Annotated in this window: 20 protein-coding genes; 8 read left to right on the top strand and 12 right to left on the bottom strand. The window is 69.1% G+C overall.

Annotated features, from left to right (window positions below; genetic code table 11):
* Window positions 1-123: 123 nt before the first annotated feature.
* The 3 genes from AC5LXK_RS20255 to AC5LXK_RS20265 form a co-directional block, all read right to left on the bottom strand.
* Entirely contained in the window at window positions 124-897 is a 774-nt protein-coding gene (locus AC5LXK_RS20255; protein ID WP_493393237.1) for a slipin family protein, read from the bottom strand.
* On the bottom strand, window positions 894-2,453 hold the full coding sequence (locus AC5LXK_RS20260) for an NfeD family protein (protein WP_493393238.1): 1,560 nt from the start codon (window positions 2,451-2,453) through the stop codon (window positions 894-896). Before AC5LXK_RS20260 ends, AC5LXK_RS20255 begins: the two co-directional genes overlap by 4 nt.
* Window positions 2,454-2,574: 121 nt before the next feature.
* Window positions 2,575-3,609, bottom strand: a complete 1,035-nt coding sequence (locus AC5LXK_RS20265) for an AraC family transcriptional regulator (RefSeq protein WP_493393239.1) — start codon at window positions 3,607-3,609, stop codon at window positions 2,575-2,577.
* A 137-nt stretch (window positions 3,610-3,746) separates the two neighbouring features.
* Here AC5LXK_RS20265 and AC5LXK_RS20270 point away from each other — a divergent pair, with 137 nt between their 5' ends.
* From AC5LXK_RS20270 to AC5LXK_RS20295, 6 genes are all read left to right on the top strand, one after another.
* Entirely contained in the window at window positions 3,747-4,880 is a 1,134-nt protein-coding gene (locus AC5LXK_RS20270; protein WP_493394025.1) for an acyl-CoA dehydrogenase family protein, read from the top strand.
* 160 nt (window positions 4,881-5,040) lie between these two features.
* On the top strand, window positions 5,041-6,747 hold the full coding sequence (locus AC5LXK_RS20275; protein WP_493393240.1) for an AMP-binding protein: 1,707 nt from the start codon (window positions 5,041-5,043) through the stop codon (window positions 6,745-6,747).
* A 110-nt stretch (window positions 6,748-6,857) separates the two neighbouring features.
* Entirely contained in the window at window positions 6,858-8,372 is a 1,515-nt protein-coding gene (locus AC5LXK_RS20280; protein ID WP_493393241.1) for a CoA-acylating methylmalonate-semialdehyde dehydrogenase, read from the top strand.
* 18 nt (window positions 8,373-8,390) lie between these two features.
* Complete coding sequence (gene mmsB, locus AC5LXK_RS20285) at window positions 8,391-9,290, top strand: 3-hydroxyisobutyrate dehydrogenase (RefSeq protein WP_493393242.1); 900 nt, start codon at window positions 8,391-8,393, stop codon at window positions 9,288-9,290.
* Window positions 9,290-10,081, top strand: coding sequence for an enoyl-CoA hydratase (locus AC5LXK_RS20290; RefSeq protein ID WP_493393243.1), 792 nt, complete (start codon window positions 9,290-9,292; stop codon window positions 10,079-10,081). Before mmsB ends, AC5LXK_RS20290 begins: the two co-directional genes overlap by 1 nt.
* Entirely contained in the window at window positions 10,078-11,217 is a 1,140-nt protein-coding gene (locus AC5LXK_RS20295) for an enoyl-CoA hydratase/isomerase family protein (RefSeq protein ID WP_493393244.1), read from the top strand. The genes AC5LXK_RS20290 and AC5LXK_RS20295 overlap by 4 nt, the downstream gene beginning before the upstream one ends.
* A gap of 40 nt (window positions 11,218-11,257) precedes the next feature.
* Here AC5LXK_RS20295 and AC5LXK_RS20300 read toward each other — a convergent pair whose 3' ends face one another.
* Complete coding sequence (locus AC5LXK_RS20300; RefSeq protein ID WP_493393245.1) at window positions 11,258-12,178, bottom strand: LysR family transcriptional regulator; 921 nt, start codon at window positions 12,176-12,178, stop codon at window positions 11,258-11,260.
* A 178-nt stretch (window positions 12,179-12,356) separates the two neighbouring features.
* Here AC5LXK_RS20300 and AC5LXK_RS20305 point away from each other — a divergent pair, with 178 nt between their 5' ends.
* Complete coding sequence (locus tag AC5LXK_RS20305) at window positions 12,357-13,895, top strand: MFS transporter (protein WP_493393246.1); 1,539 nt, start codon at window positions 12,357-12,359, stop codon at window positions 13,893-13,895.
* Window positions 13,896-13,925: 30 nt separating this feature from the next.
* Here the strand turns inward: AC5LXK_RS20305 and AC5LXK_RS20310 are convergent, their stop codons facing one another.
* From AC5LXK_RS20310 to AC5LXK_RS20345, 8 genes are all read right to left on the bottom strand, one after another.
* Window positions 13,926-15,299: an efflux transporter outer membrane subunit gene (locus tag AC5LXK_RS20310; RefSeq protein WP_493393247.1), complete on the bottom strand. Its 1,374-nt coding sequence runs from the start codon at window positions 15,297-15,299 to the stop codon at window positions 13,926-13,928.
* 13 nt (window positions 15,300-15,312) lie between these two features.
* Window positions 15,313-17,370 (bottom strand): MacB family efflux pump subunit, encoded by a 2,058-nt coding sequence (locus tag AC5LXK_RS20315; RefSeq protein WP_493393248.1) that lies wholly within the window; start codon window positions 17,368-17,370, stop codon window positions 15,313-15,315.
* A 2-nt stretch (window positions 17,371-17,372) separates the two neighbouring features.
* Complete coding sequence (locus AC5LXK_RS20320) at window positions 17,373-18,566, bottom strand: efflux RND transporter periplasmic adaptor subunit (protein ID WP_493393249.1); 1,194 nt, start codon at window positions 18,564-18,566, stop codon at window positions 17,373-17,375.
* A 281-nt stretch (window positions 18,567-18,847) separates the two neighbouring features.
* The gene (locus tag AC5LXK_RS20325; RefSeq protein WP_493393250.1) at window positions 18,848-19,576 is read right to left on the bottom strand and encodes a class I SAM-dependent methyltransferase; all 729 of its coding nucleotides are present in this window, start codon (window positions 19,574-19,576) and stop codon (window positions 18,848-18,850) included.
* Window positions 19,577-19,631: 55 nt separating this feature from the next.
* Window positions 19,632-20,213 carry an HD domain-containing protein gene (locus AC5LXK_RS20330; protein ID WP_493393251.1) on the bottom strand — a complete coding sequence of 194 codons (582 nt, stop codon included), beginning with the start codon at window positions 20,211-20,213 and terminating at the stop codon, window positions 19,632-19,634.
* A 122-nt stretch (window positions 20,214-20,335) separates the two neighbouring features.
* On the bottom strand, window positions 20,336-20,545 hold the full coding sequence (locus AC5LXK_RS20335; RefSeq protein WP_493393252.1) for a hypothetical protein: 210 nt from the start codon (window positions 20,543-20,545) through the stop codon (window positions 20,336-20,338).
* A 95-nt stretch (window positions 20,546-20,640) separates the two neighbouring features.
* Window positions 20,641-21,207 carry a helix-turn-helix domain-containing protein gene (locus AC5LXK_RS20340; protein ID WP_493393253.1) on the bottom strand — a complete coding sequence of 189 codons (567 nt, stop codon included), beginning with the start codon at window positions 21,205-21,207 and terminating at the stop codon, window positions 20,641-20,643.
* Window positions 21,208-21,257: 50 nt separating this feature from the next.
* On the bottom strand, window positions 21,258-21,899 hold the full coding sequence (locus AC5LXK_RS20345) for a hypothetical protein (RefSeq protein WP_493393254.1): 642 nt from the start codon (window positions 21,897-21,899) through the stop codon (window positions 21,258-21,260).
* 332 nt (window positions 21,900-22,231) lie between these two features.
* On the opposite strand from AC5LXK_RS20345, the gene AC5LXK_RS20350 reads away from it, so the two are divergent.
* Window positions 22,232-23,635, top strand: a complete 1,404-nt coding sequence (locus tag AC5LXK_RS20350; protein ID WP_493393255.1) for an HdeD family acid-resistance protein — start codon at window positions 22,232-22,234, stop codon at window positions 23,633-23,635.
* Window positions 23,636-23,640: the final 5 nt, after the last annotated feature.

Raw genomic sequence — 23,640 nt, forward strand, 5'->3', positions numbered from 1 at the left:
CCGATGCGCTGCGATCCCGGCGTATCGGGCGGGGCGCGTTCCGCCTGCCGGTGCGCAAGATTTCCGAATCGACGATCCGGAAATCCCGACCGGTGCGCCGGTACCGCGGGGCAACCGGTGCCGTCACTGCCCGGTTTTTGACCCCAACCGATCCAGCAACGCCCCCAGCAGATCGACCGGCAGCGGAAACACGATCGTCGAATTCTTGTCCGCCGCGATCGTGGTCAGCGTCTGCAAATAGCGCAACTGCATTGCCTGCGGCTGCTGCGCGAGCCGCTGCGCGGCCTGCAGCAGCTTCTCGGACGCCTGCAGTTCGCCTTCCGCGTGAATCACCTTTGCGCGCCGCTCGCGTTCGGCCTCGGCCTGCCGTGCGATCGCGCGGATCATCGTCTCGTTCAGGTCGACGTGCTTGATCTCGACCGTCGACACCTTGATCCCCCACGCATCGGTCTGCGCGTCGAGCGTTTTCTGGATGTCCGCGTTCAGTTGCTCGCGTTCGGCCAGCAGCGCGTCGAGCTCGTGCTTGCCGAGCACCGCGCGCAGGGTCGTCTGCGCGAGCTGGCTCGTCGCCTCGACGTAGCGCGCGACCTGGATCACGGCCTTCTCCGGATCGACGACGCGGAAATACACGACCGCATTGACCTTCACCGACACGTTGTCGCGGGTGATCACGTCCTGCGACGGCACGTCGAACACGACGGTGCGCAGGTCGATCCGCACGACCTGCTGGACGATCGGGATGATCAGCACCAGCCCCGGCCCCTTCACTTTCCAGAACCGGCCGAGCATGAACACGACGCCGCGTTCGTACTCGCGGAAGATGCGGATCGACGACGCGACGAGCACCACGACGAAGACGATCAGGACGCTGCTGAAGCCGAACGTGTAACCGATCATGAAGGTTCTCCCTGGGTTTGTTTCGACGCCGGTGCGTCGTAGAGCGGCGCGACGGTTAGCGTCAGCCCGTGGCGGCCGGTGACGCGGATGCGGCAGCCGGCGGCCAGCGGCGCGCTGCTGGCCACGCGCCAGCGTTCGCCGTGCACGCGCGCCCAGCCGGCGGCCGACGGCGCCGCGCCGGCCGCGCCATGCGGCTGGTCCGGATGCAGGCCGTCGTCGAGCACTTCGCCGATGCTGCCGAGCATCGCCTCGGCGCCCGTCACGACCGGCCGGCGCCGCGCGCGCAGCGCGACGCTCGACACGCACGCGACGAGCAGCCCGCCGCCGAGCGCGAGGCTCGCGATCACGGGCCACGGAATCCCGTAGCCGGGCACGTCGGTGTCGATCAGCATCAGCGCGCCGATCGTGAACGACACGATCCCGCCGAAGCCGAGCACGCCGAAGGTCGGCAGGAACGCCTCGGCGACGAGGCAGCCGAGCCCGAGCAGCACGAGGCCGAGGCCCGCATAGCTGATCGGCAGCAACTGCATCGCGAACAGCCCGACCAGCAGGCAGATCGTGCCGACGACGCCCGGCAGCACGAAGCCGGGGTTCGCGAACTCGAAGAACAGGCCGTAGATGCCGATCGTCAGCAGGATCAGCGCGACGTTCGGATCGGCGATGATCGCGAGAAAGCGGCTGCGCCAGTCGGGTTCGACGACGACGAGCGGCGCATGCGCGGTCGCGAGCCGCACCGTGCCGGCCGTGGTCGTCGCGCTGTGGCCGTCGAGCTGGCGCGCGAGGTCGGCCGGATCCTGCGCGATCAGGTCGATGACGTGCTGCGCGCGCGCCTCGTTCGCCGACAGGCTCACGGCCTCGCGCACCGCGCGTTCGCCCCATTCGGCATTGCGCCCGCGCAATTGCGCTAGGCCGCGGATATAGGCGGACGCATCCTGCGTCGCCTTGCGGATTTCGGTCGATTGCGTATCGGTCGGCAACGCGGCTGCCGTGGCGGACGCGTCCGACGCGCCGGATGCACCCGATGCACCGGTCGGCCGTGGCGCGGCCGGATTCGCACCGGGCGGCGCGGCACCGCCGATGCCGAACTGCACGGGCGACGCCGCGCCGAGATTGGTGCCGGGCGCCATCGCCGCGAAGTGGCTCGCATAGACGATATAGGTGCCCGCGCTCGCGGCCCGTGCGCCGCCCGGCGCGACGAACGCGGCGACCGGCACCGGCGAGCCGAGGATCGCCTTGATGATCTGCCGCATCGACGTGTCGAGGCCGCCGGGCGTGTCGAGCTGCAGGATCGCGAGCGGCGCGTGCTCGTGGGCGGCGCGGTCGAGCGAACGCACGATGAAATCGGCGCTGGCCGGGCCGATTGCGCCGTTGACGGGGATCACGACGACCGGCCGCGCGGCCGGCGCTGCGGCGGGCGGCGGCGCGGCAACCGCGGCACATACGACGAGCAGCGCCGCGAACAGCGCGGCGCGCGCGACCCGCGCGGACAGCGGGTGACGGGGGCGGTCGTCAGGCGTGGCAGGCGTCGACGGCGGCCCGTGACGGTGAAAGCGCATCGGGACGTCCGGGCGGCGCGCGGCCGCGTGCCGTCCGGCTTGCGGAAAGGGCGTGGGCCCGATGCTTAAAGATTAGGCGGTTTCGGCGGAAAGCGCGAAGTCGCGGCCGAGCCGGCGGGGTTCAGGCCGCGCCGCCGCCGCGCGCGAGCACTTCGTCGCGATAGTCGGCCGGGCTGCGCCCGCTCCATTTGCGGAACGCGCGGTAGAACGCGCTCGGTTCCGCGAAGCCCGTCGCGGCGGCGACGTCGGCGATCGTGCGCGCGGGGTCGGCCAGCGCCTCGAACGCGAGATCGCGCCGCAGCGTGTCCTTGATCGACTGGTAGGCCTGGCCTTCCTGGTGCAGCTTGCGGCGCAGCGTGGCCTCGGCCACGTGCAGCCGCGCGGCCATCCCGCCCGCGCCCGGCCACGCGGCGGGCGGCATGCCGCGCAGCACCGCGCGCACGCGCTGCGCGAGCGCGTTCGGGTTGCGGTACTTGACGATGAAGCTCGCCGGCGCATTGCGCAGGAACGTCTTCAGCGTCTTCGCGTTCTGCACGACCGGCAGCGTCGCGAATTCGGGATCGAAATCGACGTACGAATCGGGTTCGTTGAACCGCATGTCGTCGCAGAACATCGACGGGTATTCGTGGTCGGCGGGCGGGGTATCGCAGCGGAAGCTCGCATGCAGCAGCGGAATGCGGCGCCCGATCAGCCAGCAGGTCAGCCCGTACACGATGATGAAATAGGTCGCATACGTGAACATCGCAGGCGTCGCGCCCGTGTTGCGGTGCACGAAACGCAGCCGCACGCGCTGCGGGTTCGCGTCGAGCTCCGCGTGCAGGTCGTCGAGCACGCAGTGCATGAAATTCACCGCGCGCGCCATCGCGTGCAGCCCGTCGCGCGCGGACAACGCCGCCTGGCTCATCGCGATGAAGCTGCCGCTGCGCATCGGGTGGCGATCCTGCCCGAAAAACTCGTCGTCGAGCGCGCGGGCGATCACGTTCCACAGCGCGCCGTACTGCTGCGCGGACACGCGTGCGCGCGGCTGCGCGAGCAGCGCGGGCGCGATCCCGGCCTGCGCGAGCAGCGGCTCGGCCGCGACGCCGCGCCGCGTGGCGAGCGCGACGCTGTAAGCGACGAGGCTGATCGCGACGGTTCCCTTGTCTTCCTGCTTCATCGGTGTCGCCGTTGTGGCAAAAACGCTCAGTGTAAATGAGCGACGCGAGCATCGAACAGTCGCGCGTGCTTGCCTACACTTGTTGCATCGAAACGCAAGGACGGTCGCGCCCGGCGGCCGCGGGAGACAGCAGCACCATGGACGAGCTCTACACCGAAGACCAGCGGATGATCCGCGATGCCGCACGCGCTTTTGCGACCGAGATGCTGGCGCCGAACGCGGCGCAGTGGGACCACGACGCGCACCTGCCCGACGCGATCGTCGCGCAGCTCGGCGAACTCGGCCTGCTCGGGATGATCGTGCCGCAGGAGCTGGGCGGCGCTTATACGGACTACGTGGCCTATGCGCTGGCGATGGAAGAAGTCGCCGCCGGCGACGCCGCGTGCGCGACGATGATGAGCGTGCACAACTCGGTCGGCTGCGGGCCGATCCTCGGCTTCGGCACGCCGGCGCAGAAGGATCGCTGGCTGGCCGACATGGCGGCGGGCCGCGTGATCGGCGCGTTCTGCCTGACCGAGCCGCACGCCGGTTCCGAGGCGAACAACCTGCGCACGCGTGCGGAGCTGCGCGACGGAAAATGGGTGCTGAACGGCGCGAAGCAGTTCGTGACCAACGGCCAGCGCGCCGGTGTGGCGATCGTTTTTGCCATGACCGACCCGGAAGCCGGCAAGCGCGGCATTTCCGCGTTCCTGGTGCCGACCGACACGCCGGGCTTCATCGTCGGCAAGCCCGAGAAGAAGATGGGCATCCGCGCATCGGATACGTGCCCGATCACGTTCGAAAATTGTGCGATTCCGGAAGAAAACCTGCTCGGCAATCGCGGCGAAGGGCTGAAGATCGCGTTGTCGAACCTCGAAGGCGGCCGCATCGGCATCGCCGCGCAGGCGCTCGGCATCGCGCGCGCCGCGTTCGACAAGGCCCGCCGCTATGCGGGCGAGCGCGTGCAGTTCGGCAAGCCGATCGCCGAGCATCAGGCGATCCAGCAGAAGCTCGCCGACATGGCCGTGCAGATCAACGCCGCGCGCCTGCTCGTGCATCACGCGGCGAAGCTGCGCACGGCCGGCCTGCCGTGTCTGTCGGAAGCGTCGCAGGCGAAGCTGTTCGCGTCCGAGATGGCCGAGCGCGTGTGTTCGGATGCGATCCAGATCCACGGCGGCTACGGCTACCTCGTCGATTACGAAGTCGAGCGTCACTATCGCGACGCGCGCATCACGCAGATTTACGAAGGCACCAGCGAAGTGCAGCGGATGGTGATCGCGCGGCAGCTTTGAGCCGCGACGGTCGCACCGGTCGAAACATCACGCAGGGCACGAGGGCAGCGCGGTGAACGCGGCACGCAACGACGTGACCGTGCGCCGCACAAGAGGCAGTCGGGCCTGTGCTGCAGCGCAGGCGCCGGTTGACCGCGAGACATGGAGACTGGAGAACACGATGACGGTACAGGCATTCCTGAACGCACGCGATTTTCTGCTGCGCCATCGCACCGACTACGACACCGCGTACCGCGATTTCGAGTGGCCGGTGCTCGATGCGTTCAACTGGGCGCTCGACTACTTCGACCCGATGGCGCACGGCAACGACCGGCCCGCGCTGTGGATCGTCGACGCGGCGACCGGTACCGGCGATCCGTATTCGTTCGCGCAGATGTCCGAGCGTTCGTCGCGGATCGCGAACTGGCTGCGCTCGATCGGCGTCGTGCGCGGCGACCGGATCCTGCTGATGCTGCCGAACCGCGTCGAGCTGTGGGACGCGATGCTCGCCGCGATGAAGCTCGGCGCGATCGTGCTGCCTGCCACCACCCAGCTGTCGCCCGACGACGTGCGCGACCGCGTGCAGATCGGCGGCGCCAAATACGCGATCGTCGACGAGAACGAAACCGCCAAATTCGAACAGGCCGACCTCGGCCTCGCGCAGAGGATCGTCGCCGGCGCGCCGCGCGCGGGCTGGCTCGCGATGAACGACGGCTACGCGGCGAGCGCCGAATTCGCGCCGGACGCCGTCACGCACGCGAACGATCCGATGCTGCTGTACTTCACGTCGGGCACGACGTCGAAGCCGAAGCTCGTCGAGCATACGCACCGCACCTATCCGGTCGGCCATCTGTCGACGATGTACTGGGTCGGCCTGCAGCCGGGCGACATCCACTGGAACATCAGCTCGCCGGGCTGGGCGAAGCATGCGTGGAGCTGCTTCTTCGCGCCGTGGAACGCGCAGGCCTGCGTGTTCGCCTTCAACTACGCGCGTTTCGAGCCGAAGGTCGTGCTCGACGCGCTCGTCAAATACCAGGTGACGACGCTGTGCGCGCCGCCGACCGTGTGGCGCATGCTCGTGCAGCAGCCGCTCGCGTCGTTCGACGTGAAGCTGCGCGAGATCGTCGGCGCGGGCGAGCCGCTGAACCCGGAGATCATCGAGCGCGTGAAGAAGGCATGGAACATCTCGATCCGAGACGGCTACGGCCAGACCGAGACGACCTGCCTGATCGGCAACTCGCCGGGCCAGCCGGTCGTCGCGGGCTCGATGGGCCGGCCGCTGCCCGGCTACCGGATCGCGCTGCTCGACCCGGACGGCGTGCCGGTGACCGAAGGCGAAGTCGCGTTGCCGATCGGCGCCGACGTGCCGCGCCCGGTCGGGCTGATGAAAGGCTATGCGAACAACCCGGACGCGACGGCCTATGCGATGCGCGACGGTCACTACCGCACGTCCGACATCGCGATGCGCGGCGACGACGGCTACTACGTGTACATCGGCCGCGCGGACGACGTGTTCAAGTCGTCCGACTACCGGCTGAGCCCGTTCGAACTCGAGAGCGTGCTGATCGAGCATCCGGCGATCGCGGAGGCGGCCGTCGTGCCGAGCCCCGACCCCGTGCGGCTGTCGGTGCCGAAGACCTTCATCACGCTGCGGCAGGGCTACGAGGAAAGCCCCGAACTCGCGCTGGAGATCTTCCGTTTCTCGCGCGAGAAGCTCGCGCCGTACAAGCGGATCCGCCGCCTGCAGTTCGCGGAGCTGCCGAAGACGATCTCGGGGAAGATCCGCCGCGTCGAGCTGCGCCGGCGCGAGATCGAGCGCGGCGACGACGCGAGCGCGCGCATGCCCGGTGAATACTGGGAAGAGGATTTTGCTGCTGAATTGAAATGACGTGACCGCGGGCCGCGCGCGCCGCATGTCGCGGCCGCCGCCCGCAGCCGAACCGAACCGGCCGCGCGGCGATATCGCGCTTCGCGGCCCTCTGCCAGGAGATAGCATCGATGAACGCGATTTCGAAAGACGTGCCGACGGTCAAGCTGCTGATCGACGGTGCCTTCGTCGAGTCCGCCACGAACGAGTGGCGCGACATCGTCAACCCGGCGACGCAGCAGGTGCTCGCGCGCGTGCCGTTCGCGACCGTCGCCGAAGTCGACGCGGCCGTGCAGGCCGCGCACACCGCGTACGCGACGTGGAAGAACACGCCGATCGCCGCGCGCATGCGCATCATGCTGAAGTTCCAGGATCTGGTGCGCGCGAACCAGCAGCGCATCGCGAAGACGCTGACGGCCGAGCAGGGCAAGACGATCCCCGACGCTGAAGGCGACATCTTCCGCGGCCTCGAAGTGGTCGAGCACGCATGCTCGATCGGCACGCTGCAGCTCGGCGAATTCGCGGAGAACGTCGCAGGCGGCGTCGACACCTATACGCTGCGCCAGCCGCTCGGCGTGTGCGCGGGCATCACGCCGTTCAACTTCCCCGCGATGATCCCGCTGTGGATGTTCCCGATGGCGATCGTGTGCGGCAACACGTTCGTGCTGAAGCCGTCGGAGCAGGATCCGATGTCGACGATGGAACTGGTCGAGCTCGCGGTCGAAGCGGGCGTACCGAAGGGCGTCCTGAACGTCGTGCACGGCGGCAAGGAAGTCGTCGACGCGATCTGCACCCATCCGCTCGTGAAGGCGATCTCGTTCGTCGGCTCGACGGCGGTCGGCACGCACGTGTACAACCTCGGCAGCGCGCACGGCAAGCGCGTGCAGTCGATGATGGGCGCGAAGAACCACGCGATCCTGCTGCCCGACGCGAACCGCGAGCAGGCGATCAACGCGCTCGTCGGCGCGGGGTTCGGCGCAGCCGGCCAGCGCTGCATGGCGACGTCGGTCGCGGTGCTCGTGGGCAAGGCACGCGACTGGCTGCCGGACATCGTCGCGAAGGCGAAGGCGCTGAAGGTCAATGCAGGCGCGGAAGGCGGCACGGACGTCGGGCCGGTCGTGTCGAAGACGGCGAAGGAACGCATCCTGTCGCTGGTCGAAGCGGGCGTGAAGGAAGGCGCGAAGCTCGAACTCGACGGCCGCGGCGTGAAGGTGGACGGCTACGAGCACGGCAACTTCATCGGCCCGACGATCTTCTCGGGCGTGACGACGGACATGTCGGTCTACACGCATGAAATCTTCGGCCCCGTGCTGGTCGTGATGGAAGTCGACACGCTCGACGAGGCGATCGCGCTCGTCAACGCGAACCCGTTCGGCAACGGCGTGGGCCTGTTCACGCAGAGCGGTGCGGCGGCGCGCAAGTTCCAGAGCGAGATCGACATCGGCCAGGTCGGCATCAACATTCCGATTCCGGTGCCGGTGCCGTTCTTCAGCTTCACCGGTTCGCGCGGCTCGAAGCTCGGCGATCTCGGCCCGTACGGCAAGCAGGTCGTGCAGTTCTACACGCAGACGAAGACGGTCACCGCGCGCTGGTTCGACGACGACACGACGGCCGGCCCCGTGAACACGACGATCCGGCTGCATTGAGCGGCGGAGGACTCCAAAATGAAAATCGGATTTATCGGCCTCGGCCACATGGGTGCGCCGATGGCGCTGAACCTGCTGAAAGCCGGCCATGAAGTGCATGCGTTCGACCTGAGCGCCGATGCATTGCGCGCACTGCAGGACGCCGGCGCGCAGGTGGCCGCGTCGCCGCGCGATGCGGCGGCTGGCGCGACGTTCGTGATCACGATGTTGCCGGCCGCACCGCACGTGCGGTCGGTGCTGTCCGGCGAGAACGGCGTGCTGGCGGGCCTCGGCGCGGGCGCGACCGTGATCGATTCGAGCACGATCGACCCGGCGAGCGCGCAGGCGTTCGGCGCGCTGGTGCGCGAGCACGGCGGCGCGTTCGTCGATGCGCCGGTGTCGGGCGGCACCGGCGGCGCGGCGGCCGGCACGCTGACCTTCATGGTCGGCGGCAGCGACGCGGATTTCGAGCGCGTGAAGCCGGTGCTCGCCGGCATGGGCAAGAACATCGTCCACTGCGGCGCGACGGGCATGGGGCAGGTCGCGAAGGTCTGCAACAACCTCGTGCTCGGCATCTCGATGGCGGCCGTGTCGGAGGCGATGTCGCTCGGCGTTGCACTCGGCATCGACCCGAAGGTGCTGGCCGGCATCGTCAACACGTCGACGGGCCGCTGCTGGAGCTCGGACACCTACAACCCGTATCCGGGCGTGATCGAGACCGCGCCGTCGTCGCGCGGCTACTCGGGCGGCTTCGGCACCGACCTGATGCTGAAGGATCTCGGCCTCGCGAACGACGCGGCGAAGCAGGCACGCCAGCCCGTCTATCTCGGCGCGCTCGCGCAGCAGCTGTACCAGACGATGAGCAGCCGCGGCGACGGCCAGCTCGATTTCTCGGCGGTGATCCGCCTGTACCAACCGGCAACGAAGAAGGACGCGTGATGATCGAACTCGACTTCGTCGACGATGGCGCAATCGCGTGCGCGACGCTCAAGCGTCCGCCCGCGAACGCCTTTACCGCCGACGGGCTGCAGCAGTTGCAGGAAACCGTCGCCGAACTGAATGCGAACCCGCGCGTGCGCGCGCTGGTGATCACCGGCGACGGCCCGAAGTTCTTCAGCGCGGGCGCCGACCTCAACACGTTCGCCGATGGCGACCGCGCGGTCGCGCGTACGATGGCGTCGCGCTTCGGCGCGGCGTTCGAGGCGCTGCACGACGCGCGCGTCGTGACGATCGCGGCGATCAACGGCTATGCGATGGGCGGCGGGCTCGAATGCGCGCTCGCATGCGACCTGCGGATCGCCGAGACGCATGCGCAGATGGCGCTGCCCGAGCCGTCGGTCGGCCTGCTGCCGTGCGGGCTCGGCACGCAGACGCTGCCCTGGCTCGTCGGCGAGGGCTGGGCGAAGAAGATCATCCTGACCGGCGCGCGCGTCGATGCGGCCACCGCGCTGCGGATCGGCCTCGTCGAGGACGTGGTGGAGAGCGGCGCCGCACGCGACGCGGCGCTGGCGCTGGCGCGCAACGTTGCGCGGCAAAGCCCGCACGCGGTCGCGTACAGCAAGGAACTGATCGGTCTCGCACGCCGCGGCGTGCCGCGCAGCGCGGCGCTCGCGGTCGAGCGCGAACGCTTCGTCGACCTGTTCGACACGGCCGACCCGCGCGAAGGCGTGGCCGCGTTCCTCGGCAAGCGCGCGCCCCAGTGGAATACCGATGGAGAGCCGCAACGATGAGCACGCCGGTGACGAATCACGACGCGTTCGCTGAGCACGCGCCCGAAGTGCTGTTCCGCGTGGTGAACCGCGTGGCGCTGATCACGCTGAACCGTCCGGCCGCGCTCAATGCGCTGTCGTACGCGATGATCGGCGAGCTGGCCGCACTGTTCGAGCGTTGCCGCACCGACGAGCAGATCGTCGCGGTCGTGCTGCGCGGCGCGGGCGAGAAGGGCTTCTGCGCGGGCGGCGACGTACGCGCGCTGTACCGGATGGTCGCGCAGCGCGAGACCTGGCTGCCGTTCTTCGTCGACGAATACCGGCTCGACTACGCGATCCACACGTTCCCGAAGCCGGTGGTCGCGCTGATGGACGGCGTGACGATGGGCGGCGGCATGGGGCTCGCGCAGGGCGCGGCGCTGCGCGTCGCGACCGAGCGCAGCAAGATCGCGATGCCGGAGACGCGCATCGGCCTCGTGCCCGACGTCGGCGCGACGCATTTCCTGTCGCGCATGCCGGTCGAACTCGAGCTGTACGCGGGGCTGACCGGCGCGATGCTGTCGGGTGCCGACGCGCTGACCGCGAAGCTGGCGGATCTGTGCGTGCCGTCCGCATGGCTCGACACGTTCGAGACGCGCATCGAAAGCGTCAGGTGGGAAGGCGATGCGCTGTCGCTGCTGCGCAAGGTGTTCGAGCCGCCGTGCAACGTGGTGCCGCATGCGGCGCTCGACGGCCAGATGCCGTGGATCGTCCGCCACTTCGACAAGCGCTCGACCGTCGAGCGGATCGTCGCGACGCTCACGCAGGATCTGGCGCGCGAGGAACTGTCGCGCGAGCACCGTCAGTGGCTGCAGGCGACGCTCGATGCACTCGCGAGCCATTCGCCGACGATGCTTTCCGTGACGCGCGAGGCGCTGTTGCGCGGCCGGCAGATGACGCTCGCCGAATCGTTCCGGATGGAGCTAGGCATCGTGGCGCGCGCGATCGAGGAAGGCGACTTCTGCGAAGGCGTGCGCGCGCATCTCGTCGACAAGGATCGCAAGCCGCGCTGGGCGCCCGCGTCGCTCGTCGAAGTGCGCGCCGAACGCGTGCGGCATTTCCTGACGTCGCCGTGGAAGCTGTTTGCGCATCCGCTCGCCGATCTCGGCGCGGCGTGACAACCCGGCGCGCCGCGCGGCGCGTCGGTTTCGATTCATCTCATCGCGTTTCGTCGGGGCGCTCGATCATCGGCGGCACCGCCTGGGCGAGCGCGTCGATCACGCAGCGCGTCTTGCGCGGCAGGTAGCGCGTCTTCGGCCAGATCGCATGGATATCGCCTTCGCACACGAAGCAGCGATCCAGCACGATCGCCATCTCGCCGCGCTTCACGTATTGGTCGAGCAGCCAGCTCGGCACCCAGGCGATCCCGAACCCCGACGCGCCGGCCGCCGCGATCGCCTGCACGTCGTCGAAACTCAGTTGATGCGGCATGTCGATGCGCACCGTCGAGCCGTCCGGCGCGCGCAAGTCCCATGGTTGAATCACGCCCGAGCGCGAGTACGCGATCGTCCGGTGGTGCTTCAGGTCGTCGAGCGTCTTCGGCATCCCGTAACGCGCGAGATACGACGGCGCCGCGCCGAGGCTGCCGTATTGCGTGCCGAGCCGCCGTACCGCGAGGCTCGTGCTGTCCGCGAGCGTGCCGATCCGCACCGCGAGGTCGATGCCTTCCTCGACGAGATCGACGAAACGGTCGGTGATCGAGACGTCGATCCGCAAGTGCGGGTAATTGCGTGCGAGATCGAGCACGATCGGCGTCACGCAGTGGTGCCCGAACGCGAGCGGCACGCTCAGCCGCAGCTTGCCGCGCGCCTCGTTGCGGCCGCAGTCGAGATCGGCTTCCGCCGCTTCCAGTTCCGCCAGCGCGCGCACGCAGCGGTCGTAGTACGCCTGGCCGTCGTCGGTCAGGCTCTGGCTGCGCGTCGTGCGCTGCAGCAGCCGCGCGCCGAGCCGCTTCTCGAGCCGGGCGATCGCCTTGCCGACCGCCGAGCGCGTCATGTCGAGCCGCTCCGCGGCGAGCGCGAAGCTGCCCGATTCCACCACCTGCACGAAAGTCGTCACGCCGTCGAGTCTGTCGGTCATCGCAAGTTGCCGTGATTGAGTCCTGAGATTCCCCAGTTCGTGGAAATTAGCGCGTCAATGGGGAGGAGAATTCTCACTATAGTACCGATTCCTGTCCAGCGTGCGTGGCCGGCCGCACGCGGCGAATCCCTTTCACCTGGAGGCGCGCGGCCCGTTGCCGGGCCGCCGCGTAATACGCATGACGCTATCCGACTCCCGCAGGAATGCGGTCGCACTCGCGGCCGTCTGTCTCACGTCGCTGATGTTCGGCCTCGAAATCTCGAGCGTGCCGGTCATCCTGCCGACGCTCGAACACGTGCTGCACGGCGATTTCAACGGCATGCAGTGGATCATGAACGCGTACACGATCGCGTGCACGACGGTGCTGATGGCGGCCGGCACGCTCGCTGACCGGTTCGGCCGCAAGCGCGTGTACGTGATCGGCACCGTGCTGTTCGGCGCGACGTCGCTGCTGTGCGGGCTCGCGCCGAACGTGCCGGTGCTCGTCGCGGGCCGGCTGCTGCAGGGCGCGAGCGGCGGTGCGATGCTGATCTGCCAGATCGCCGTGCTGTCGCACCAGTTCCGCGAGGGCCGCGAGCGCGGCCGTGCATTCGGGATCTGGGGAATCGTGTTCGGCATCGGGCTCGGGTTCGGTCCGATCGTCGGCGGTGCGATCGTCGCGCTGGCGAGCTGGCCGTGGGTGTTCCTGGTCCATGCGCCGCTCGCGGCCGTGTCGCTCGTGCTGATCGGCGGCGCGGTACAGGAGTCGCGCGATCCGCATGCGGGCTCGCTCGACGTCGCAGGCATCGTCACGCTGTCGCTCGCGGTGCTCGGGCTCGCGTTCTATATCACCCAAAGCGCCGAGCTCGGGCTGACGAGCGCGGCCGGCCTCGGCGTGCTCGGCGCGACCGTGCTCGCGGTGATCGGCTTCGTCATCGCGGAGCGCGCCAGCGCGCGGCCGATGTTCGATTTCTCGGTATTCCGGATCCGTGCGTTCACCGGCGCGATCTTCGGCTCGATGGGGATGAACTTCAGCTTCTGGCCGTTCATGATCTATCTGCCGATCTGGTTCCAGGTCGCGCTCGGCTACGACAGCGTGACGGCGGGCCTCGCGTTGCTTGCGTACACGCTGCCGACGCTGGTTGCGCCGCCGTTCGGCGAGCGGCTCGCGTTGCGCTACGGGCCGGGCGTCGTGATTCCGGGCGGCCTGTTCACGATCGCTGCCGGTTTCGCGCTGATGCGGCTCGGCAGTGCGGCCGAGCATGCGAGCTGGCTGACGATGCTGCCCGGCTGCGTGATCGCCGGCATCGGGCTCGGGTTGACCAACACGCCCGTCACCAACACGACGACGGGCGCGGTGCCGAGCTCGCGCGCCGGGATGGCGTCGGGCATCGACATGAGCGCGCGGATGATTTCGCTCGCGCTGAACATCGCGGCGATGGGTTTCGTGCTGGTCGCGGGGATCGTCGCGAGCCTGAAGGGCGGGGCGGCAGGCACGATCGGCGAGGCGGCGCTGCGCAGGCTCGCGCAGGAGATCGCGTCGGGCCGCACCGACGGGCTGCAGGCGATCGCGCCGGCGCTTGCACAGGCCGACCCGACCGGCGCGGCGCTGCATGCGGCGCTCGTGCACGGCTTCGGCTGGGTGATGGTGTACGGCGCGGCCGGCGTGGCCGTGCTCGCGACCGCGAGTGCGGTGGCGTTCGCGCCTGCGCGGCGCGGGGCGGCGGTCTGCGAATGACGCAGCCCGCCCGATGCACCGGCGCGCCGGTCAGGACGTGCCGCCGCCGAGCGCCCGGTACAGCTTCATCTGGTTGTTGAGCCGGTTCAGGCGCGTCAGCTCGTCGGCGCTTTGCGCGTTCCTCAGCACCTGCTGCTGGTCGAGCCACGGCTGTACGGCGGTGGCGCCGGCCGCGTAGCGTGCGGCGGCCAGCCGCTCGGCACGCTGCGCCTGGGCCAGCGACAGCGTGCGCTGTTCGGCCTCGCGTTCGAGCTGCACGCGCGCCGACAACGCATTCTCGACTTCCGCGAGCGCCGTGTAGAGCCGCTGGCGGAACCCGACGACCGCTTCCTCGTACTGCGACTTCGATACCTTGATCTGCAGCTGCATCGTGTTCCACTGGATGAACGGCAGCGCGAGGCCGAGCCCGAGCGAGCCGACCGGGTTCGTCAGCACGCGCTCGAGGCTCGTGCTCGTCGTGCCGGCGCTGCCGGTCAGCGTGAAGGTCGGGTAGAAGCTCGTGCGCGTCGCGTCGACCTGCGCGAGCGATTCGCGCAGCCGGAATTCCGCCGCACGCAGGTCGGGGCGCCGGCCGAGCAGGCTGGCCGGCAGGCCGGCCGCCACTTCCGGCGGGGCGGTGTCGGGCAGCGCCGGCGGTTCCGCCGCGCGCTGCTGCGGCGGCCGGTCGAACAGGATCGCGAGCGCGTGGCGGTTCTCGGTGCGCTGCTGGATCAGTTGCGTCTGCGTGGCGCGTTGCGCGGCGAGACTCTGTTCGGCCTGCGCGAGATCGAGCCCCGACACCGCGCCGGCCGCGTGACGGGACCGCACGACCGCGAGCGTGCGCACCGCATACGCGATGTTCGCGTCGCCGAGTGCAATCTGCCGGTTCAGGTAGCCGAGCTGCCAGTACAGCGACGCGGTCGTGCCGATCAGCGACAGCCGCGCGGCTTCGAGGTCGGCGGCCGTCGCGTCGGCTTCCCAGCGCGAGGAATCGCGCAGTGCGGCCAGCCGGCCCCACAGGTCGATTTCGTAGCTCAGCGAACCGTTGAGGCCGCTCGACCGGCTCATCTGGTGCGTATCGAGCGTGCGCGACACGGTGCCGTTCGCGCCGACCGTCACGGTGGGCGTCAGGTTCGTATCGGCGAGCCCGGCCTGCAACTGCGCGCGATACACGCGGATCGCCGCGATCGCGAGGTCGTTGTTGGCGCGCAGCGCGTCGTCGATCAGCGCGTCGAGTTGCGGATCGCCGAAGCTGCGCCACCAGTCGCGCGTGGTGGCCGGCGCGTCGGCCGCGACCGGTGCGGCCCAGTTCGCGGGCATCGCGACGGCCGGCAGCGGTTGGTGGCGCGCACCCGCGCAGCCGGCGAGCAGTGCGGCCGCGCATGCGAATGCGCCGAGACGGTGAAGCGAGGGGGAATGCGTCATGGCAGGTCTTGCGTCAGTCGCGCGCGAGCGCATCGATCGGATCGAGCCGCGACGCGTTGCGCGCGGGCATGAAGCCGAATATCACACCGGTGAGCGTCGAGCACACGAACGCCGTCACGATCGCGCCTGCGGAGAACACCATCTTCCACTGCGCGACGAACATCGAGAACAGCGCACCGAGCCCGAACGACAGCGCGATGCCGATCGTGCCGCCGAGCAGGCAGACGAGCACGGCCTCGACGAGGAACTGCTGCAGGATGTCGGACTGGCGCGCGCCGACCGCCATCCGGATGCCGATCTCGCGCGTACGCTCGGTGACCGACACCAGCATGATGTTCATCACGCCGATCCCGCCGACGACGAGCGAGATCACGGCGATCAGCGACAGCAGCAGCGTGAGCGACTGGCCGGTCTTCTCGACGGTCTTGACCACGCTGTCCATGTTGTACGTGAAGAAGTCCTTGCGGCCGTGGCGCTGGATCATCAGCTTCTCGAGGCTTTTTTCGGCGGCGGCGCTCGGCTGCCCGTCGCGCACGCGCACGGTGATGCTGTCGAGATAGCGCTGGCCGAACAGGTGCCCGCTCGCGGTCGTGTACGGCACCCACACGTTCAGGCTTTTCACGCTGCCGAACGCGCTCTTCTTGTCGGCCGTCACGCCGATCACGACGCACGGCACGTTGTCGACCAGGATCACGTCGCCGACCGGGTTGCGCGTCGCGCCGAACAGCTTGCGGCGCGTGTTCTGGTCGATCACGGCCACCTGCGCCTGGCGGCGCACCGCGTCCTCGTCGAACGCGGCGCCGAGCGCGAAGCGCATCCCGCGCGCCTGGAAATAGCTGTCGCCGACGCCGCTCACGAGCGCGTTGACGTCGACGTTGCGGTAGCGCAGCAGCAGCGTGCGCGACGTTTCGGGCGTCGCGCTGTCGACGTACGGCTGCTCGGCGAGCGCGGCGACGTCGGCCGGCACGAGCGTCTGGATCGTGTCCGCGCGGCTGTCGCCCCAGTCGGTGCCCGGATAGACGTTGATCGTGTTGGTGCCGATGCTGCCGATCTCGTCGAGCATGTAGCGCTTCGCGCCTTCGCCGACCGCGACGATCGACACGACCGACGTGATGCCGATGATGATGCCGAGCATCGTCAGCAGCGTGCGCAGCCGGTGCGACACCAGCGCGATCCATGCCATCCGGCAGGCTTCGGCGAAGCGGCCGGTGCCGGCCGCGAAGCGCCGTGCGCGCGGGGCGGCAGCGGCGTCGGCGGGCAGAGGGGCCGCGTGGCGATCGGCTGCCGGCGGCGTGCCCGCTGCCGTTTCCTGCACCGTGTCCGACGCCGGTCCGGATGCTTCTGTTGCGCCGATACCGGCTTCCGCGAGCGCTTCCGCATAGTGGCGGTTCGGCCGGTCGGCGACGATCTCGCCGTCGCTGATCTCGATGATGCGTCGCGCATGGCGCGCGACGGCCTTGTCGTGCGTGACGATCACAATCGTATGGCCGAGCGCGTTTAGCTCGTGCAGGATCCGGATCACGTCCTGGCCGCTTTTCGTGTCGAGCGCGCCGGTCGGTTCGTCGGCGAGGATCACCTGGCCGCCGTTCATCAGCGCACGCGCAATGCTCACGCGCTGCTGCTGGCCGCCGGAGAGCTGCCCGGGCCGGTGATGCGCACGATCCGCGAGCCCGAGGCGCGCGAGCAGTTCGCGCGCGCGCGCATGCCGCTCCGCCCGCGTGGTGCCCGCGTAGATCGCGGGCATTTCGAGGTTCGCGACCGCGTCGACGTGCGGCAGCAGGTGATAGCGCTGGAACACGAAGCCGAAGTGTTCGCGGCGCAACTGCGCAAGCTCGTCGCTGTCGAGCATGTGCGTGTCGCGTCCGCCGACCGTGTAGATGCCTTCGCTCGGATGGTCGAGGCAGCCGAGGATGTTCATCAGCGTCGACTTGCCGGACCCCGACGCACCGACGATCGCGACGATCTCGCCCGCGTCGATCGACAGGTTCACGTTGTTCAGGACGACGACATCCTTGTCGCCGGCCGGAAAGCGTCGCGTGACGGCGGCGAGTTTCAGCAGGGGCTGGCTCATCGTCACACCACGTCCGACAGCGGCGCGTGGTCGTCCGCCGACGCTTCGCCGATCACGACGCGCTCGCCGTCCTTCAGCCCGGCCAGCACTTCGACGCGCACGTTGTTGTTGATGCCGATGCGGATGTTGCGCGTTTCCGTGCTGCCGTCGGCGCGCAGCACGCGTACCACATAGGTGCCGTCCTTGCGTTTCTCGCCGAGCGCGGCGGCCGGAATGCTGAGCGCGTTGCGTGCGTTGCCGAGCACGATGCTGACCTGCGCGGTCATCGAGATGCGCAGCCGGTGCTCGGGATTCGGCACGTCGAACAATGCGTTGTAGAACACCGCGGCGTTTGGCTTCGCGCCGCCGCCCGCACCGCCGCCGAGCGTGCTTTGCGCGTCGGCGTAGTTCTGCGGCGCCGGCTCGATCGCGCGCAGCTTGCCGTAGTGGCGCGTGTCCGGCTCGCCGAGGATCGTGAAATACGCGGTCTGGCCGGAGCTCACGCGGATCACGTCGGCTTCCGACACCTGCGCCTTCACGGTCATCGTGTCGAGATTCGCGAGCTTCAGGATCACCGGCGCCTGTTGCTGCGCGATCACGGTCTGGCCTTCCTGCGTGACGATCGCGACGACTTCGCCGTCGATCGGCGCGACGATGCGCGTGTAGCCGAGGTTGGCCTGCGCGGTCTCGATCTGGATGCGGGCCGAGCGGATCTGCGCGGCGAGCGATTCGAGCGTCGCGCGCTGCACGTCGAGCGTCGCGCGCGCGGCCTCGAACGATTCGCGCGACGTCGCATCGTCGGGCAGCATCGCCTGCTGGCGCCGGAACGCGAGTTCGGCCTGTTTCAGTTGCGCGGCGGTCGATTGTTGCTGCGCACGCAGGCTTTCTTCGCTGGCGCGCGCCTGGCGCAGCGTGTTTTCGGAAATCACGGGGTCGATCTCGGCGAGCCACTGGCCCTTCGTGACCTTGTCGCCGAGCTTGACCTTCAGCGTCTTCAACTGCCCCGACACCTGCGCGCCGACGTCGACTTGCCGGAACGCCTGCAGCGCACCGGTCGCGAGCACCGCATTCTCGAGATCGCCGCGCGTGACCGGCGCGGACAGGTACTGCGGATGCTTGTCGGGCGCGCAGGCCTTCAGCGTGATGCCGGCGGCGATCGCGACGACGGCAAGGGTGGCCAGCACGATGCGCCGGCGGCGATGGGTCTTCTGGGTCATGAGAGTGCAGCGAGGATGAAGCGGGCGCCGGCGATGCGTGCGGCCGAGCAGGGCGATCCGGTTGGCGTCGCATGTCGGGCGTGTTGCCCGCGACGGGAGCCGCGTACGCATCGCGCGGGTGTGCCGAATCGAATCAGACGCTCATGGTAAGCGAGGAGTTCGCGACAAATCGTGTGGGAATTGTGCTGAATTGTGCGTGCGCCGTGCCGGCGGCCTGGCCGGATGGCGTGATTGTGTCGCTCCGTGAACGAGACGAGCCGTTACGCGTGCGGTGGCCCACGCTACCGCTGCGCGGTGACGATCGCCATCATCGGCCGGTCGCGTTCCTCGTCGAGTGCGGGCATCGCGTCGACCTGCTCGGGCGTCGGCCCCCATTCGTTCAGGTGCGTGAGCGTGAAGCCGCTGCCGATCAGCAGGTTCACGAGCGTGCCGAGCGTGCGGTGCTGCTTGACGACGCCCGGCGCGAGCCAGTCGGTCACGCGTTCGCCCTCGCGCTGGTAGCCGTCGAGCGGCCATGCGCGATTGCCCTGCGCATCGACGACGAAGCCGGGCCGGCGCGGCGCTGTATAGACCGGATGCTCGATCGAGAACACGAGCCGCCCGCCCGGCACGAGTGCGCGATGGATCGTGCGCAGCAACGTGTCGAGGTGCACGATGTAATGAAAGGCGAGCGAGCTGTAGGCGAGATCGAACGCGGCATCCGGCAGCGCGAGCGTTTCGAGGTCGGCGCGGCGGTAGGTGATCGCCGGGTGCGCGGCGCTCGATGCCGCGCGTTCGAGCATGCGCTCGGATACGTCGACCCCCAGCACGCTCGCCGCGCCCTGGTCGGCCGCCCAGCGGCTGAACCAGCCGTAGCCGCAGCCGAGGTCGAGCACATCGCGACCGCGCAGATCCGGCAGCAGCGCGCGCAGCGCGGGCCATTCGGGCGCGCCGTCGAGCCCGTGAACCGAGCGGCTCAGGCGGCTGTAGCCTTCGAAGAAGGCCGGGTCGTCGTAGATGTTCTGCGTCATGCATCGGGCCTCGTGCGGGTCGGGCGCGCGGTGCGGCGCGCCCGTTCCTGCGAGCTTACGCGTGCTGTCCGCCAGCGTCGATCCTGCGCTGCGTATCGGCATCGACGATGGCGCGGATCGCGCTGAACAGCGGTGCGGCGTCGGTATAGCGCCGGCCGTAGCCGAGATTGAACGCGTAGTCGAAATCGGGCGGGTTGCTGCCCTGGTTGTGCTGCAGGATCGTTTCGAGCTTGTCGAGTGCCTTCGCCGCGCGGGCTTCCGGCGACGCGGCTGCCTCGTATTCGTCCCACAGCGCGACGATCTCGTCGCGCAGCGTGCGATCGAGCGACGCGGTCAGCGTCAGCAGGTCGTTGCGTTCGTGCGCGCTCTTGTCGGGGTGCGCGGCCTGCTCGTTTGCGGGGATGTCGCCGTGCAGCGCCTCGCCGAGATCGTGGACGACGCACAGCTTCAGCAGCTTCAGCGGGTCGGCGCCGGGCAGCGCGTCGGCGAACACGAGCGCCATCAGGCACAGCCGCCAGCTGTGTTCGGCCGTGCTTTCCGCGCGGCCGCCGGACGTGTAGCCGCTGCGCAGCACGTCCTTCAGGCGTTCGGCTTCGCGCAGGAAATCGAGCCGTGCGCGGATCGTGTCGGGAATCATGTTCGGCATCCTTGCGATGAGCCGTCAAGCGTACGCCGGCCGCGCGCGGTTCGTCCACGCATGAAATATGCGCGGCGGATACGGGATCCGGCGTGGCGGACATGCTTCGCCGACGGATGCGCTCACATCAGCGAGAGTCCGGCCCAGAAGAACAGTGCGAAGAAGCCGGTCTGGACAAGAACGACGAAGCCGAATGCGTAGGGGTGGCTGCGGCGCGCCACGCGCCTGCCGCCGGCGTTGGCGACACCCGAGCGAAGCGCGCCCAGTACGGCGATGCCCGTATAGAGCATGAAGGCGACGATCACGAGCGCTCGTACGGCGAGCATCGACATGGGGCAATCCTCCGGGCCGTGTTGCAGTTCACGATGACTTCCTTCGCGCCGTGCGCGCCGTGCGTCGACGCACGGCGCGCGTGGCGATGCCGCGATCACGCGTCGTGCAGCGTTTCCACGAGCCGCGCGGCCGAGCCGTCCGACAGCGTCATGCGCGTCCACCGGCACAGGCTGCCGCGAATCGGCACGACGCGCGACGCATTCGTGCCGGTATCGAACTCGACGCTCGGCGGCCCCACGTGGTCATGCCAGCCGAGCGGGTCGAGCGCGGCTTCCATGCGGGCGATCTCCGGCGTCGCGTAGCGCCACAGCGACGTGCCGAGCAGCGTCGACAGCGGTTGCGAGAATTCGGCCGCCCGCGCCGGCGAGCTGGAGAGCAGGCGGTGCGTGAGGTCGCACACGAGATGCATGCGGCCCGCACTGCCCGCGACGAGCCGCGCGAGGGCGCGGTCGCCCGCGGAATCGAGCCGCGCGGCCAGCAGCCGTTCGGCCGTCGCGCGCTCGTCGGGCGACATCTGCTGCAGACCGGCTTCCCAGCGCGAGATCGTCGATTGTGCGACACCGAACAGTTCGGCCGCATGGTTTTGCTTGACGCGGTGCAGCGCGCGCCAGCGCTTGAGCTGCGGGCCGAGCGGCGGGGCGTGAAGCGGTGACGCGGTCATGGCGATGCTCCGTTCGGTGCTGCCGTCGCGCGGCATGCGGGTCGCGACGGCTACGGATGAAAGTGGAATCCGCCTTGCGCCTCGAGCACGACGAGCGCGACGGGAACCAGGACGACGCCGCCCAGCACGAGCACGCCGTCGGCGGCCACCGTGATCGGCGTGGCGAGAATCCGCAGGCCCATGCCGACGGCGGACGGCGATTCCTGGATGAATACCGAGTACGGCCGGTTGAACGGCTGCGCGACGCCGCTGCCTTGCGCGGCGAACCCTTCCGTCGAATAGCGCTTGCCGTCGATGTCGCCTTCGAACACGAGCCCGGCGGGGGCGGCCGTGAACCCGTCGGCCGCTGCTGCCTGCTGCGCATCGCCCGGCGCATCTTTGGGCAACACGATCCGGTAGTGGCCGGTGACGCTGCCGCCGCTCGCCTGGAAACCGGCAAACGTCGTGCGCAGCGATTTCCGGTAGCCGGACAGCAGTACCGGCCGCAACCGGGCCGGCAGATCGAAGATGTAATGGTAGCGCTTGCCGAGGACGACGAGCTTCTTGCCGTCTTCGGTAATCATGAATGCGGATACGTCTTCGCTGTAAGCGTTGTTCTCGTACAGCTTCGGCGTGAAGCAGCCCGACAGCGCGAGGCTGCTCGCGGCGACGCCGGCGGCCAGCAGGCGCCGGCGTGTGATCGATGTGCTCATTTCTTGTTGTCCCGTCTGTGCGGTTCGGTTCAGTTCGGTGGCTTTCGCCCTCGGAAGCCGGATTCTCGCGTATCCGTCGCAGGTTGTCGAACGGGAACGCTGCCGTGGCAGCGGATGGCCGGCCCGGGCCGCACGCCGGCGAAAACGTTTTCGCCGGACTTTCAACCGGCTCCGCCATATCTTATTATTCGGCCAGAGCGGCACGTGCCGGCCGCCATCGGTCATGTCGACGACATGACGGGCCGGCCACGATGACCGCCATCCGGCCGGTGCGGCCGACATGACAGGGAGCGCGAGGCCGCGCGTATCCCGGAAAAGGACACGAGGGCGCGATGGTACGACTGGTGTTGCTGCTGCTGGGCATCGAATATCTGCGAACCCGCTGGCGCGGGCTGACCGTGCTCGGCTGGCTGTGGGTGGCTGCGGGCGTCGGCATTTTCGTCGACGCGCTCGACGGCGCGCTGCATTTCCCGATCGAGCTGTTCGCGTGGCTGTTCCTGATCGAGGGGCTCGCGACGCTCGCGGTGGCCGGCAGCGGGGTTGGCGGGCAGCGGATCCTGCGCTACGTGAAGGGCATCGTCGTCGTGATCGCCGCAGGGCTCGTGTTCGCCGGCCATCATCACGGCCACTTCCTGCTGTCGATGATCTTCGGCACGCTGTTCCTGGTCGACGGGCTGCTGCAGTGCACATCCGCGTGGATGGTGCGCTACCGCCGCTGGAACGTCGCGTTCGCATGGGGCGTCGTCGAGATCCTGCTCGCGATCTTCTTCTTCCAGCCGTACCCGACGCATTACGCGGGCACCGTGCCGTACTGCCTCGGCCTGCTGCTGATGTTCGGCGGGATGCACATGCTGAGCCTCGCCGCGCGCGTGCGGCGGCTGACGCGCAATCCCGCGTTCGCGACCTCGCCCGCGCCGGCCCTCGTGCCCGACCTCGACGATGCGCGCGACCTGCCGCAGTTCACCCAGTCCGAATGGGACGGCCCGCCGGCCGACGGCGAGCATGCGCTCACCGTGCACGTCTGGACGCCGACCGGCACGTCGAAGGCCGAAGCGCAGCGCTATCCGGTGATCGACCGCTATATCGCGGCGGTGGACGTCAACGGCGTGATCTCGACCGGGCATGCGGCGCTGGAATCGCCGGAGGGCGTCTATATCAGCCTGTATCCGGGTGTCGAAATCGATCGTTCTCCGGACGAATTCACGCGGATCCTGCGTGCGACGCGTGAGAACGACGTACCGGGCCTGTTCCAGCCCGACTATGCGACCGAGTCGACAGCGTGGTGCCCGTCGACCGTGCGCGTGCGGATCCGCAACTACGATCCGGCCAAGCTCGATGCGTTCTGGGCGGCATATCGGCAGAACGTGACGTACAACCTCACGCACCGCAACTGCTCGAGCACCGTGTCGCAGGCGCTCGAAGCCGCGCTCGACGGCGCGGTGTGGCGGCTGCAGGGCGCGCGGGCCGGGTGGGGCGCGTTCGTGCGGCTGCTGTTCACCCCGGAGCTGTGGGTGGCCGCGCAGATCCGCAAACGCGCGGTGACGATGGCGTGGACGCCCGGGCTCACGCTCGACTATGCGCGCGCGCTCAGCATGCTCGCCGATCCGCGGCCGTTCGCATGGTGGAAGGTCGCGCGCTCGGCGGTGACGGCGATCATGGCGTCGCGCCGCGCGTGGCGCGAGCAGGACAGCGCGGCGTTGTCGCCGGGTGGATCGGAGGCTGCGTCGATGAAGTGATCGCG

Source organism: Burkholderia pulmonis, from assembly GCF_984667975.1.

What these genes read in the sequence shown, in the direction of transcription:
- AC5LXK_RS20325 (WP_493393250.1), bottom strand. Translation starts at nt 19,576, where the DNA reads ATGACGCAGAACATCTACGACGACCCGGCCTTCTTCGAAGGCTACAGC.
- AC5LXK_RS20315 (WP_493393248.1), bottom strand. Translation starts at nt 17,370, where the DNA reads ATGAGCCAGCCCCTGCTGAAACTCGCCGCCGTCACGCGACGCTTTCCG.
- AC5LXK_RS20300 (WP_493393245.1), bottom strand. Translation starts at nt 12,178, where the DNA reads ATGACCGACAGACTCGACGGCGTGACGACTTTCGTGCAGGTGGTGGAA.
- AC5LXK_RS20255 (WP_493393237.1), bottom strand. Translation starts at nt 897, where the DNA reads ATGATCGGTTACACGTTCGGCTTCAGCAGCGTCCTGATCGTCTTCGTC.
- AC5LXK_RS20340 (WP_493393253.1), bottom strand. Translation starts at nt 21,207, where the DNA reads ATGACCGCGTCACCGCTTCACGCCCCGCCGCTCGGCCCGCAGCTCAAG.
- AC5LXK_RS20320 (WP_493393249.1), bottom strand. Translation starts at nt 18,566, where the DNA reads ATGACCCAGAAGACCCATCGCCGCCGGCGCATCGTGCTGGCCACCCTT.
- AC5LXK_RS20345 (WP_493393254.1), bottom strand. Translation starts at nt 21,899, where the DNA reads ATGAGCACATCGATCACACGCCGGCGCCTGCTGGCCGCCGGCGTCGCC.
- mmsB (WP_493393242.1), top strand. Translation starts at nt 8,391, where the DNA reads ATGAAAATCGGATTTATCGGCCTCGGCCACATGGGTGCGCCGATGGCG.
- AC5LXK_RS20335 (WP_493393252.1), bottom strand. Translation starts at nt 20,545, where the DNA reads ATGTCGATGCTCGCCGTACGAGCGCTCGTGATCGTCGCCTTCATGCTC.
- AC5LXK_RS20270 (WP_493394025.1), top strand. Translation starts at nt 3,747, where the DNA reads ATGGACGAGCTCTACACCGAAGACCAGCGGATGATCCGCGATGCCGCA.
- AC5LXK_RS20305 (WP_493393246.1), top strand. Translation starts at nt 12,357, where the DNA reads ATGACGCTATCCGACTCCCGCAGGAATGCGGTCGCACTCGCGGCCGTC.
- AC5LXK_RS20350 (WP_493393255.1), top strand. Translation starts at nt 22,232, where the DNA reads ATGGTACGACTGGTGTTGCTGCTGCTGGGCATCGAATATCTGCGAACC.
- AC5LXK_RS20260 (WP_493393238.1), bottom strand. Translation starts at nt 2,453, where the DNA reads ATGCGCTTTCACCGTCACGGGCCGCCGTCGACGCCTGCCACGCCTGAC.
- AC5LXK_RS20265 (WP_493393239.1), bottom strand. Translation starts at nt 3,609, where the DNA reads ATGAAGCAGGAAGACAAGGGAACCGTCGCGATCAGCCTCGTCGCTTAC.
- AC5LXK_RS20330 (WP_493393251.1), bottom strand. Translation starts at nt 20,213, where the DNA reads ATGATTCCCGACACGATCCGCGCACGGCTCGATTTCCTGCGCGAAGCC.
- AC5LXK_RS20275 (WP_493393240.1), top strand. Translation starts at nt 5,041, where the DNA reads ATGACGGTACAGGCATTCCTGAACGCACGCGATTTTCTGCTGCGCCAT.
- AC5LXK_RS20290 (WP_493393243.1), top strand. Translation starts at nt 9,290, where the DNA reads ATGATCGAACTCGACTTCGTCGACGATGGCGCAATCGCGTGCGCGACG.
- AC5LXK_RS20310 (WP_493393247.1), bottom strand. Translation starts at nt 15,299, where the DNA reads ATGACGCATTCCCCCTCGCTTCACCGTCTCGGCGCATTCGCATGCGCG.
- AC5LXK_RS20295 (WP_493393244.1), top strand. Translation starts at nt 10,078, where the DNA reads ATGAGCACGCCGGTGACGAATCACGACGCGTTCGCTGAGCACGCGCCC.
- AC5LXK_RS20280 (WP_493393241.1), top strand. Translation starts at nt 6,858, where the DNA reads ATGAACGCGATTTCGAAAGACGTGCCGACGGTCAAGCTGCTGATCGAC.